The following is a 13501-nucleotide window of genomic DNA, read 5'->3' on the forward strand; positions in this document are numbered from 1 at the left end:
ATCCTTATGAAGCCTGTAGAACAAATTAAACTTCCTATTCAAAATGAAATGGAACTTTTTGAAAAAAAGTTCAAAGATTCCATGCTTTCTAAAGTTCCTCTATTAAATAGAATTACCTATTATATAGTTAGAAGAAAAGGAAAACAAATGCGTCCTATGTTTGTTTTTTTAGTAGCTAAAATGGTTTCTGATGGCGGGTTTGATGAGCGAACTTACAGAGGTGCATCTGTTGTCGAATTAATTCATACGGCAACTTTGGTACATGATGATGTGGTGGATGATAGTAATCGTCGCCGTGGATTTTTTTCAATAAATGCACTTTGGAAAAATAAAATAGCTGTTTTAGTAGGCGATTTTTTATTATCAAAAGGATTGTTACTTTCTATCGATAATGAAGATTTTGATATTTTAAAATTGATTTCTATCGCTGTTCGTGAAATGAGCGAAGGCGAGTTACTTCAAATAGAAAAAGCACGAAAATTAGATATTACCGAAGAAATTTATTTCGAAATTATCCGTCAAAAAACAGCCACTTTAATTGCTGCTTGTTGCGGAATTGGCGCTGCATCAGTAGGAGCGAGTAATGAAACTGTTCAGAAAATGCGAAAATTTGGCGAGTATATTGGAATCGCTTTTCAAATTAAAGATGATTTATTTGATTATACCGAAGAAAAAATAGGCAAACCTACAGGAATCGATATTAAAGAGCAAAAAATGACGCTTCCATTAATTTACACTTTAAATAACTGCTCTAAAAAAGAAAAAGCTTGGCTAATAAATTCTGTTAAAAAGCATAATACCAATAAAAAACGAGTAAAAGAAGTTATTACTTTTGTAAACTCTAATGGAGGTTTAGAATATGCTACAACTAAAATGCATAGTTATAAAAATAAAGCTTTAGCAATACTTGAAAATTTTCCAGAATCAGATTATAAAAATTCCTTAAAATTAATGATTGATTATGTCGTTGCTCGTAAAATATAAGTTTTTTAAATCAAATTAAAACATTTTATTAGAAGCTATTTCCCGCTTTACGCACTCGCTTTTTTTGAAAAAAAATCAAAAAAAGAGCTCAAACAAACGCTTCAATCGGGGCTAGGCATTTCACTAATATTTGTTAATAATATTTTTTTATTTAAAATAAATATAATGACTCACACAACAATATACATAACACGAAAACTTGAAAAAGTAACAAAATAATTTATAACCTAAGCAACAGAAGTAGAAAACGATTATTTAGGACATTGAAGCTCAACGCTATTTTATGTAAGCCAAAAAAAAAGTTGATTATTAATTAATAAACAAACAAAATATCTTTTAATTTTATTCAATGTAAAAAAAAACAGATGTAAATAATATCACACTAATTTTTAAAGAAACTTTTACGCACAATTAATCCATGATAAAATTATTATTCAAAATGTTATTATAAAATATATACAAAGAAAAACCTCGAGAAATTCTCGAGGTTTTTTATACTTGTAGGTAAATAATATATTACTACATCATTCCTGGCATACCACCACCCATTGGAGGCATTGGAGCCGCATCTTCTTTAATATCAATTAAAGCACATTCGGTAGTTAAAATCATCCCTGCAACAGATGCTGCGTTTTCTAAAGCAACACGAGTTACTTTTTTAGGATCTATAATACCAGCCTCAAGCATATCAACATATACTTCAGACTTGGCGTCATAACCAAAATCTTTTTTACCTTCTAAAACTTTGTTAATAACAACCGACCCTTCGCCACCTGCATTTTCAACAATAGTTCTTAAAGGAGCTTCAATGGCTTTGTTAACAATTTGCACACCTGTAGTTTCGTCTAAATTTTCGGTAACTAAAGATTCTAAGACTTTTTTAGCGCGTACTAAAGCAACACCACCACCAGCAACAATACCTTCTTCTACAGCAGCTCTAGTGGCATGTAAAGCATCATCAACACGATCTTTCTTTTCTTTCATCTCTACTTCAGAAGCAGCACCAACATATAAAACAGCAACACCACCAGCTAATTTAGCTAAACGCTCTTGTAATTTTTCTTTGTCATAATCAGAAGTAGTTGTGTCAATTTGAGCTTTGATTTGGTTAACACGAGCTTTAATTTGTGTTTCATCACCAGCACCATTTACAATAGTCGTATTATCTTTATCAATAGTAACTGTTTCAGCAGTACCTAATAAATCTAAAGTTGCATTTTCTAATGAGAAACCTCTTTCTTCAGAAATTACAGTACCACCAGTTAAAATAGCAATATCTTCTAACATAGCTTTTCTACGATCACCAAATCCTGGAGCTTTTACAGCAGCAATTTTTAAGCCACCACGTAACTTATTAACTACTAAGGTGGCTAATGCTTGTCCGTCAACATCTTCAGCAATAATTAACAAAGGTCTTCCTGATTGAGAAACAGGCTCTAATATTGGAAGAATTTCTTGTAAGTTAGAAATTTTCTTGTCAAATAATAAAATATAAGGGTTCTCTAAAGTAGCAATCATTTTGTCAGCATCAGTAACAAAATAAGGTGATAAATAACCTCTATCAAATTGCATACCTTCTACAACATCTACATAAGTATCCATTCCTTTAGCCTCTTCAACAGTAATAACACCTTCTTTGCCAACTTTACCAAAAGCAGTAGCAATTAAATCACCAATAACCTTATCATTATTAGCTGAAATAGAAGCAACTTGTTGTATTTTTTCTGATGAATTACCAACTTCTTTAGATTGTTTTGCTAAATCTTTAATAATTGCAGCAACAGCTTTATCAATGCCGCGCTTTAAATCCATTGGGTTTGCGCCCGCTGCAACATTTTTTAAACCTTCTTTAACAATAGCTTGTGCTAATACAGTTGCAGTTGTAGTTCCATCACCAGCTAAATCATTAGTTTTAGAGGCTACTTCTTTTACCATTTGAGCTCCCATGTTTTCTAAAGGGTCTTCTAACTCTACTTCTTTAGCAACAGTAACACCATCTTTTGTTACATGAGGTGCGCCGAATGCTTTAGAAATAATAACGTTACGTCCTTTAGGTCCTAAAGTTACTTTTACTGCATTTGCTAATGCATCTACTCCGCGTTTTAAACCATCACGAGCGTCTACATCAAATTTTATATCTTTTGCCATTTTTAGATTTATTTTTATTATTTTTAATTTGTTGTGAAAAAATTATATGATCGCAAAAATGTCGCTTTCTCTCATAATTAAATAATCACTTCCTTCATGTTTTAACTCTGTACCTGCATACTTTCCGTATAAAACAGTGTCACCAACTTTAACTGTTATAGGTTCGTCTTTTGTACCATTACCAACGGCAACAACAGTTCCTTTTTGTGGTTTTTCCTTTGCGTTATCAGGTATAATAAGTCCTGATGCTGTAGTAGTTTCTGCTGCAGCTGGTTCAATAAGAACTCTGTCTGCTAAAGGTTTAATGTTTAATCCCATTTTATATAAATTATGATTAAGTATTTATTTTTATACTTTAAAATAGTCAGAAATTATGCCATTAAAAATTTTATGACAATTTTTCTAAATCTATTAAAATTTTAAGTAAAAAAAATGCCAACGTGTCATTTACGTTGGCATTTTATATTTTATGTTTGTTAAAAACTACTTTACAGTATCTTTTGTAGTGTTATTAGTTGCTGGAGTAGGAGCTGTTGGTTCTACATTTTCTAAAGCATTTTCTAATTGAGGAGCATCAGCTGAAGTTCCTCTAGGAATTGCAAAGTTAGATATCAAAATTAATGCAAACATTGTAATAGCTAAAGTCCAAGTAGATTTGTCTAAAAAACTATTAGTGTTTTGTACCCCTCCAATATTTTGTGCTCCTGCACCAAAAGAAGAAGATAATCCACCTCCTTTAGGGTTTTGTACCATAACAATTAAGATTAGTGCTATTGCAACAATCAATATTAATACTAAAAGTAAAGTATATGTTGTCATTATTTATTTTTTTGTAAAATTTGTATTCTTTTAATTTGGTCTGCAAAGTAACCACTTTTTTCTGGATATTTCAAACTTAATATTTTATATGCTTGTATAGCGCTATCATATTTTTTTTGCTCAAGGTAAACTTTGGCTAATGTTTCTGTAGCTAACTGATTATTTTGTTTAGTTTCTGTAACTTTAATTTCGGGTGTATTTTTTTTGTCAGGTCGTGGTATTTTAGGCGCGGTTTCTATAAAACGATTTATAATATTATTTTTTTCTGTCGTATTATTTCTTGTGTCAAGTGTTCTTACAATGTGTTTTTTAGATGATAATTGCATCCATTGATTAAAGGAAAACGATTCGTTTTTTGTAAAAGAAATAGGTTTTCCTATTTCTAAATTATTTTTTATGTCTAAAACATCTTCCTTTTCAATTTGAATATTACGAACTGTTTTTAGTTCTGATTTTAACTTAGGTAGTAGTATTTCTTTTAAACTCTTTTTTTCTATACCGCTAGGTTTCTCGAAGTAAGAGGTGGTAATAAAGTCAAATAAAACCGTGCGATCTATAGTATGACCAGCTGTTATTTTTAGTTCACTATTATACTTATAATTTCCTTGATTTTTTAAAGTTTTTAAACGTAATGCTCTAGCTGATTGAAAATAAGGGTATTGTTGGGTAATGTGTAGTAGCGCTATATTTACTTCTTCAGAAATAAGTGTAGGGTTTTGTAAAAGCCGTATGTATGTTTTTTTATCCAATATTTACCATTTAGCTACTGAAGCATTGAAAATATCTTGTGTTATTCTTTCTAAAATACCATCTAAAGCTGTTTCTAATATAGCTCCAGTTAATTGTTGTGTAGCACCATAATCATAGTAAAAAGAAAAACGCTTTTCAAAATTATCTTTTTCTTCTAATTTATTTTCAAAAACTACATTTACAGTTACTGTTAATCTATTTTGAGCGGCTGTTTGGTTAGCAGTAGCACTCATAGGTGTAATTCTGTAATCAACTATTTCTCCATAAAAATGTAATTCACCATTACTGTTAACAAGGGTTAGGTTTGTTTGACGTGTAAATAAATCTTGTAAGTTTTGGGTAAATTTTTGACTTAAAGTAGGTTCTATTAAAGGCGCTTGATTAGGAAAAAAATCAATCTGAATAGTTTTTGCACTACCTGTATTTCCTCCTGTAAATGAATACGCACCACAACTTATTAATATAAGAACTGATGTGATAGTGAATAATATAAAGAATACTTGTTTTTTCATAACTTAAAAATATTAATACTTTTAATGCTGGTTGTTATTAAAAGTAGTGTTTTTATAAATCGTATTGTTTAATTTTTCGGTATAAAGTTCGTTCAGAAATACCTAGTTCTTTAGCTGCTAATTTACGTTTATTACTGTTTTTTTCTAACGATTTACGAATCATTTCAATTTCCTTTTCTTGTAATGATAAATTTTCATCTTCTTCAATAGTTTCAGCATATTCATAATTATTTTGAGTAGCTGATGATTTCGGAATTTGAACAACTTCAATATTTTCGTTTTCAGGTTGTTCTTGCTCTTGATATATCCGTTCTATTAAACCGTGATTTTTTTCTTTAACCTGGTCTGAATTTCCATTTTGCATTAAATCTAATGTTAATTTTTTTAAATCATTGATATCATTACGCATGTCAAATAAAATTTTATACATAATATCTCGCTCGTTTGCAAAATCAGAGTTATTTGATTGTTTTCCTATAACAGCTGGTAAGTTCCCTTTGTTTTTAGGAAGGTATTGAATTAATCTTTCTGCACTTATTACACGGCTTTCTTCAACAACAGAAATTTGTTCAGCTAAGTTTCTTAATTGACGAATATTTCCAGGAAAACGATAGTTTAATAGTATTTTTATAGCATCATCTTCTAAGCGAATGGTAGGCATTCTATATTTTTGAGCAAAATCAGAAGCAAATTTTCTAAATAATAAATGAATATCTTCATTTCTATCACGTAGAGGAGGTAAGTCAATTTCAATGGTGCTTAATCTATAATATAAATCTTCTCTAAACTTTTCTTTTGAGATTGCTTGTTGCATATTAACATTAGTAGCAGCAACTATACGAACATTTGTTTTTTGTACTTGTGATGACCCTACTTTGATAAACTCACCATTTTCTAAAACTCTTAATAAGCGCACTTGTGTTGTTAGTGGTAGTTCACCAACTTCGTCTAAAAAAACAGTACCTCCATCTGCAACTTCAAAATAACCTTTACGTGATGCTGTTGCACCTGTAAAAGCTCCTTTTTCATGGCCAAAAAGTTCACTGTCAATAGTTCCTTCAGGAATAGCACCACAGTTTACAGCAATATACTTAGCGTGTTTTCTGTGTGATAATTGATGAATAATTTTAGGAATACTTTCTTTACCTACACCACTTTCTCCTATAACCAAAACCGAAATGTCAGTAGGAGCTACCCGAATTGATTTTTCAATAGCACGATTTAGTTGTGTGTCGTTACCAATAATACCAAAACGTTGTTTTATAGCCTGTAAGTTTTCCATTTTTATTGTTTCAGAGGTTTTTAGATAAGTAGTTGTTAGTTTTAGAAATAATTTTTTTTAAATTTTAACAGCCATAAAAAGCAGTAGAATATAAAACGCCTGCAGCTTTTTACGTTTTATAAACTTAATAACTTGGCATTTTTTAATTATTATCAGAATATCCGATGGCAGTTCCTTTGAGTGTAGCAGAAGTACAATCTTCTACTCTTACATTTACAAAATCACCTAGCTTATAATTGCCTTTAGAAAAAACAATTACAGTGTTTTGTGTATTTCTAGCTTTCCATTCATTAGGGTTTTTTTTAGAAGTTCCTTCAATTAAAAATTCTTCAATTTTACCTAAATGTTGTTGAGTTCTATATAAACTATGTTTTTGTTGTAGGTCTATAATTTCTTGTAAACGTCTTTTCTTTATAGGAAAAGGAACATCATCAGGCATTTTTTTAGCAGCCAAAGTTCCAGGTCTTTCAGAGTAGGCAAACATAAATCCAAAATCATATTTTACATAATTCATTAAATCTAAAGTGTCTAAATGATCTTGTTCTGTTTCGCCACAAAAACCTGTTATCATATCTTGTGATAAAGACATTTCTGGAATTATTTTAAAAATATTATCAACAAGTTCCATGTATTCCTCTCTAGTATGCTGACGATTCATGGCTTTTAACATATTGTTGCTTCCACTTTGAACAGGTAAGTGAAGATATTTACAAATATTTTTATGTTTTGCCATGGTGTAAATTACATCTAGACTCATGTCTTGAGGGTTAGATGTAGCAAAGCGAAATCTCATTTTAGGAAATTCTGTAGCCGCCATGTCTAATAGTTGGGCAAAATCTACTGCTGTAGCTTGTGCCATTTCAGTAGCTTTATTAAAGTCTTTTTTTAATCCACCACCATACCATAAGTAGCTATCTACATTTTGTCCTAGTAAGGTAATTTCTTTAAAATTTTGATCGTGCATTGATCTAATTTCTTCTAAAACACTTTTCGGATCTCTACTTCTTTCGCGTCCACGAGTAAACGGAACTACACAAAAAGTACACATATTGTCGCAGCCTCTAGTAATAGATACAAAAGCAGATACACCGTTTGAGTTTAAACGAACAGGAGCAACATCTCCGTAGGTTTCTTCTTTAGAAAGAATTACATTTATAGCATCTCTGCCTGCATCAATTTCTTCTAATAAATTAGGTAAATCTCTATAAGCATCTGGCCCAACAACCAAATCAACAATTTTTTCTTCTTCTAAAAATTTTTCTTTTAAACGTTCTGCCATACATCCTAAAACCCCCACTTTCATATTCGGATTTACTTTTTTAACAGCATTGTATTTTTGTAAACGTTTACGAATTGTTGTTTCTGCTTTTTCTCTAATAGAACAGGTGTTTACCAAAACTAAGTCAGCATCTTCTAAGTTTTGTGTGGTGTTAAAACCTTGTTTAGCTAAAATAGAAGCTACAATTTCGCTGTCGTTCATGTTCATTTGACAACCATAACTTTCTATAAATAATTTTTTGGTATTCTCTTTTTTGTTTTCAGTAACAAGGGCTTGTCCTTGTACTTTTTCATCTATAACCTTCTCAGTGTGTTCCATATTCATAATAAAAATGATTGCAAATATACAACCAAAAAGATAATTTTAGTGACAAATTGGCAGAAATTTACAACTGCTTTATGGTAGTTTTTAATGCTAAAGTTAAACAAAACATTTTTTTTTAAAAAAAACATTCTACTTTTGCAAATTCAAAACATCATTATGTATATGGTGTAAAAAGAGATAATTGAACAGATATATGGCAAAAAATTTAGTTATAGTTGAGTCACCTGCAAAGGCAAAGACGATTGAGAAATTTCTAGGGAAAGACTTTCAAGTAGAATCAAGTTATGGTCATATTGCAGATTTACCATCGAAGGAATTAGGAATTGATGTTGACGGAGATTTTAGTCCAAAATACATTGTTTCTGATGATAAAAAGCCAGTAGTAAAAAAATTGAAAGCCTTGGCTAAAAAAGCTGATACTGTTTGGTTAGCAAGTGATGAGGATCGAGAGGGGGAGGCGATAGCCTGGCATTTAAAAGAGCAATTAAAATTAAAAGATGAAAATACAAAACGTATTGTTTTTCATGAGATTACTAAGAATGCTATTTTAAAAGCAGTTGATAATCCAAGAGATATTGATTATAATATGGTAAATGCACAACAAGCACGTAGGGTTTTAGATAGGCTTGTTGGGTATGAGTTGTCTCCGGTTTTGTGGCGTAAAGTAAAAGGAGGTTTGTCAGCAGGTAGAGTACAGTCTGTTGCAGTTCGTTTAATTGTTGAAAGAGAGCGAAGTATTCTTGACTTTAAAGCCGAAACGCATTACAAAGTAGTTGCACAGTTTTCTAATAGTGAAGGAAAAACATTTAAAGCAACTATTCCTAAGAATTTTAATTCAAAAAAATTAGCCGAAGAATTTTTGAAATCTTGTGCAAATGCTAATTTTTCAATAGCTGATTTAACTAAAAAGCCAGCGAAAAAATCGCCAGCAGCTCCATTTACAACATCAACATTACAGCAGGAGGCTTCAAGAAAATTAGGATTTCCTGTGGGTAAAACAATGCAAGTAGCCCAGCGTTTGTATGAAGCTGGTTTAATTACTTACATGAGAACCGATAGTGTAAACTTGTCGGTTGATGCTCGTAATGCAGCTGAGGAAGAAATTAGTAATTATTACGGAAAAGAATATAGCAAACAGCGTGTTTTTAAAACGAAAGCAAAAGGAGCTCAGGAAGCTCACGAAGCTATTCGACCTACTAACATGAAAGCGCATACCATTAATAGTGAGTATGATCAAAATAGGTTATACGATTTAATATGGAAAAGAACTTTAGCTTCTCAAATGAGTGATGCTCAATTAGAGCGAACTAATGTGAAAATTGAGAATACAGATAATAAGAAGGTTTTTACCGCAAATGGTGAAATGATAAAGTTTGATGGTTTCTTAAAGGTATATTTAGAGGGAACTGATAATGAAGATGAGGAGCAGGCAGGTATGTTACCTAACTTAAAAACAGGCGAAAACTTGGCGTATATTTTTATAAATGCAACCCAGCGTTTTACAAGTCCTCCATATCGTTTTACAGAAGCATCTTTAGTAAAACAATTGGAAGAGTTAGGTATTGGTAGACCATCTACTTATGCGCCAACAATTTCTACCGTACAACGCAGAGGTTATGTTGAAAAAGGAGAAAATGAAGGGGTAGAGCGAGGTTATGAACAAATGATTTTATCTAACGGAGTTATTAAAAGTGAATTATTGACAGAAAAAACAGGTTCTAATAAAAATAAATTAGTTCCAACAGATATAGGAAACATTGTAAATGATTTTTTAGTTACAAATTTCTCTAATATTTTAGATTTTGGTTTTACGGCTAGGGTTGAAAATTCTTTTGATGATATTTCAGAAGGGACTGAAAATTGGATAGAGATGATAAAGAGCTTTTATGCAAACTTTCATAAAACAGTTGAAGATGTTAAGGAAAATGCAGAGAGAGAAAGCGGGGAGCGTATTTTAGGAAAGCATCCAGAATCTGGTAAAACAGTTTTAGTGCGTTTAGGTAAGTTTGGACCCATAGCACAAATTGGTGCACCTGAAGATGAAGAAAAACAGTTTGCTAGTTTAAATAAAGACCAGCACTTAGGTACTATAACAATGGAAGAAGCATTAGAGTTGTTTTTACTTCCTAAAAATTTAGGTGTTTATGAAGGGGAGGAGGTGATTGTTTCTAATGGACGTTTTGGGCCTTATATTAAATTTGGAGCAATGTTTGTTTCTTTAGATAAAGGTGAAAACCCTATGGAAGTCGATTTACCAAGAGCTCAAGAGTTGATTGTAGCCAAACAAAAAGCAGACGCACCAATTTATTATTATGAAGATTTACCTGTTCAAAAAGGGGTTGGACGTTTTGGCCCTTTTTTAAAATGGAATTCAATTTTTATCAATGTAAATAAAAAATACGATTTTGATAATCTTTCAGATGATGATATAGTTGAGTTAATTGAAGCTAAAAAGCAAAAAGAAATTGATAAAGTACTTCATAATTGGGAAGATGTTGAAATTAGGGTAGAAAAAGCTCGTTGGGGACGTTTTAATGTGATAAAGGGTAAAGTTAAAGTAGAGTTGCCTAAAACCACTGAGATTGAAAAAATGACTAAAGAAGAAGCTGTTAAGTTGATAGAAGCAAAAACACCTAAAAAGAAGCCTATTAAAAAGAAAGTAGTAAAAAAGAAACCTCTTAAAAAGAAATAAAATTACTTTGATAAAAAAGAGTATATTGCAAAACCCTTAAAGCTTTGTTAAAATATGAATTCCAGTTTTTTTAAACCTATAAAAGATACCCTTACAGCTCATATAGGTTTACAAACTATCTCATCATTCGGTAAAAATATAGTTATACACACTGTTGAAAAAGGATTTCCTGATTTGTCAAGTGTGGATATAGCTATTATAGGTGTTAAAGATGGAAGAGGAGCGCTTGATAATAAAGGGTGTGGGGATGAGTTAGGAGATATTCGAAAAAAACTATATCAATTGTATCCAGGTAACTGGCATACTAAAATAGTAGATTTAGGAAACATAGAGCAAGGTAGTACGGTTAATGATACCTATTACGCAGTGAGTTCTTCTATTGAGTTTTTACTAAAGAAAAAAATTATACCAATAATAATTGGAGGAAGTCAAGATATAACTTATGCCAATTATAGAGCTTATGATTCTTTAGAACAAACTGTAAATTTAGTGTCTGTAGACAGTAGATTTAATTTAGGTTCCTTAGAAGATAAATTGTCATCTAGTTCGTTTTTAAGTAAAATTATTATGGATCAACCTAATAATTTGTTTAATTACAGTAATATAGGTTATCAAACTTACTTTAATTCACAACAGGAAATAGACTTACTTGATAAATTATATTTTGATACCTTTAGGTTAGGTGAAGTAAAAGACGTAACTTTAGTGGAGCCTATAATGCGAGATGCTGATTTAGTTAGTATTGATATTGGTTGTGTAAGGCAAAGTGACGCACCTGCTAATAAAAATGCTTCAGTAAATGGTTTTTATGGAGAGGAAATATGTGCGATATCAAGATATGCGGGGATTAGTGATAAAGTAACTTCTTTTGGTATTTATGAATATAGTAGTATATTAGACATCAATAATCAAACAGCTGACTTAATAGCTCAAATAATTTGGTATTTTATAGAAGGGGTTAATGCTAGAGCAAAAGATTATCCTTTTGTAACAAAGGATAATTATCAAAAATTTACCGTTTTATTAAATGATGATGATCCTATAAACTTTTATAAAAGTGATAAAAGTGGACGGTGGTGGATGGAAATAAATTTGATTTCAAATACTAAACACAAAAGACATGCGTTAATACCATGTAACTATAAAGATTATGAACAAGCTTTAAAAAGAAAAATACCTGATAGATGGTATAAAGCACTGCAAAAACTTGTTTAAAAAAACATTTTTTTTAATTCTTTTAAAAAAAATATAATACGTAATTGTTTTTTAATAAAAAAAATAATAGGTTTACGACCTCTTTTATAAGAAAGGAAATAATATGAAGAAAATAGTAATATTTACATTGTTAATGTCTCTAGTTTATGCTTGTGGATCAAGTGGTGATAGAGGTGAATTAGTGGGAGAGAAGTCAAAAAGAAAATGGTTTGCAGAGAAACCGTTTGGAATGACAAAAATTCCAGGAGGTTCTTTTACAATGGGGAAACAAGATGAAGATCCTTTAGGAGCAATGAATGCGCCTACAAAAACAGTTACAGTTCAGCCATTTTACATGGATGAGTCAGAAATAACAAACAGTGAGTATAAGCAATTTGTGTTTTGGGTAAGAGACTCTGTTGCTAGGACAAAATTAGCTTATCAAGCTGAATTTGCATCTGGAGGAATTGAAGAAGGTGAAGGGGGTGGTAAAAATGCACAAGGTATTCAATTGTATGCATTTGCCTCAAAAGATACCGTAAATGAATCACCATATGCTAAATATATGCGTGAAAATTATTATGAGTTAGGTGAGGGTTTAGACTCTTTGAAACCATTAAATTGGCAAGAAGAGCTTGTTTGGGAGCAACAAGAGTATCCAGATACTGATTATGTAGAGGTAATGGATTCTTTGTATATTAAAAAAGACGAATCATTAAATGGAATTAGAACTTTTAATACTAAATTATTAAACTATAGATATTATTGGTTTGATAATGAACAAGCTGCTAAAACAGGTAAAAATAGAAAAGATTTTATGAAAGATGAAGTTATTAATGTGTATCCTGATACTACTGTTTGGATTAAAGACTTTAACTATTCATATAATGATCCAATGCATCAAGAATATTTTGCTCATAAAGCTTATGAAAATTATCCTGTAGTTGGAGTAACATGGAATCAAGCAAAAGCATTTTGTCATTGGAGAACACAAACTAAAAATAATTTTCAAAGATCAAAAAAGAAATTAGGATTAGTACCTTCATTCAGGTTACCTACAGAAGCAGAATGGGAATATGCAGCAAGAGGAGGTTTGAATTTTGGTAAATATCCTTGGGGTGGGCCAAGTACAACAAGTGATAGAGGTTGTTTTTTAGCAAACTTTAAGCCAGTTCGTGGAGATTATGCTGCAGATGGAGCTTTGTATACTGTAGAAGCAGTATCTTTTAATCCTAATGAGTATGGATTGTATAATATGTCAGGAAATGTTGCAGAGTGGACAAACACAGCATACAATCAAATGTCTTATTATATGGGGTCAACAATGAATCCAAATGTAGAAATTAAAGAAAATCGCAGAAAAATTATTAGAGGTGGTTCTTGGAAAGATGTAGCTTATTTTTTAGAGGTAAGCTCGCGTGATTGGGAATATGCAGATACAGCAAGAAGTTATATCGGTTTTAGAACTGTACAAGATTATTTAGGTACAAATAAAAGTAAGTAAAAAAATATAATAA

General features: G+C 31.1%; 11 protein-coding genes. 4 read left to right on the forward strand and 7 right to left on the reverse strand.

What is annotated here, in order from left to right:
* Positions 1-6: 6 nt before the first annotated feature.
* Positions 7-984 (forward strand): polyprenyl synthetase family protein, encoded by a 978-nt coding sequence (locus ACN5J4_RS09380; protein ID WP_418649741.1) that lies wholly within the window; start codon positions 7-9, stop codon positions 982-984.
* Between the two features lie 519 nt (positions 985-1503).
* On the opposite strand, the gene groL is transcribed toward ACN5J4_RS09380, so the two are convergent.
* The 7 genes from groL to miaB form a co-directional block, all read right to left on the reverse strand.
* Positions 1504-3132, reverse strand: a complete 1629-nt coding sequence (gene groL, locus ACN5J4_RS09385; protein ID WP_418649742.1) for a chaperonin GroEL — start codon at positions 3130-3132, stop codon at positions 1504-1506.
* Positions 3133-3174: 42 nt separating this feature from the next.
* Positions 3175-3450: a co-chaperone GroES gene (locus ACN5J4_RS09390; RefSeq protein WP_418649743.1), complete on the reverse strand. Its 276-nt coding sequence runs from the start codon at positions 3448-3450 to the stop codon at positions 3175-3177.
* A gap of 165 nt (positions 3451-3615) precedes the next feature.
* On the reverse strand, positions 3616-3951 hold the full coding sequence (secG, locus tag ACN5J4_RS09395) for a preprotein translocase subunit SecG (RefSeq protein ID WP_418649744.1): 336 nt from the start codon (positions 3949-3951) through the stop codon (positions 3616-3618).
* On the reverse strand, positions 3951-4700 hold the full coding sequence (locus ACN5J4_RS09400; RefSeq protein ID WP_418649745.1) for a hypothetical protein: 750 nt from the start codon (positions 4698-4700) through the stop codon (positions 3951-3953). Before ACN5J4_RS09400 ends, secG begins: the two co-directional genes overlap by 1 nt.
* Positions 4701-4703: 3 nt before the next feature.
* A complete protein-coding gene (locus tag ACN5J4_RS09405) occupies positions 4704-5213 on the reverse strand; it encodes an LptE family protein (protein WP_418649746.1) in 510 nt (169 codons plus the stop codon).
* A gap of 52 nt (positions 5214-5265) precedes the next feature.
* On the reverse strand, positions 5266-6495 hold the full coding sequence (locus tag ACN5J4_RS09410; RefSeq protein WP_418649747.1) for a sigma 54-interacting transcriptional regulator: 1230 nt from the start codon (positions 6493-6495) through the stop codon (positions 5266-5268).
* Between the two features lie 142 nt (positions 6496-6637).
* Complete coding sequence (gene miaB / locus ACN5J4_RS09415; RefSeq protein WP_418651162.1) at positions 6638-8092, reverse strand: tRNA (N6-isopentenyl adenosine(37)-C2)-methylthiotransferase MiaB; 1455 nt, start codon at positions 8090-8092, stop codon at positions 6638-6640.
* A gap of 199 nt (positions 8093-8291) precedes the next feature.
* Here miaB and topA point away from each other — a divergent pair, with 199 nt between their 5' ends.
* The 3 genes from topA (at position 8292) to gldK (ending at position 13488) form a co-directional block, all read left to right on the forward strand.
* A complete protein-coding gene (gene topA, locus ACN5J4_RS09420) occupies positions 8292-10790 on the forward strand; it encodes a type I DNA topoisomerase (protein WP_418649748.1) in 2499 nt (832 codons plus the stop codon).
* Between the two features lie 54 nt (positions 10791-10844).
* Entirely contained in the window at positions 10845-12005 is a 1161-nt protein-coding gene (locus ACN5J4_RS09425) for a formimidoylglutamase (RefSeq protein WP_418649749.1), read from the forward strand.
* A gap of 103 nt (positions 12006-12108) precedes the next feature.
* Entirely contained in the window at positions 12109-13488 is a 1380-nt protein-coding gene (gene gldK / locus ACN5J4_RS09430) for a gliding motility lipoprotein GldK (protein WP_418649750.1), read from the forward strand.
* Positions 13489-13501: the final 13 nt, after the last annotated feature.

It is taken from the genome of Tenacibaculum aestuariivivum (genome assembly GCF_964507685.1).
In the GTDB taxonomy this organism is placed as follows: domain Bacteria; phylum Bacteroidota; class Bacteroidia; order Flavobacteriales; family Flavobacteriaceae; genus Polaribacter; species Polaribacter aestuariivivum.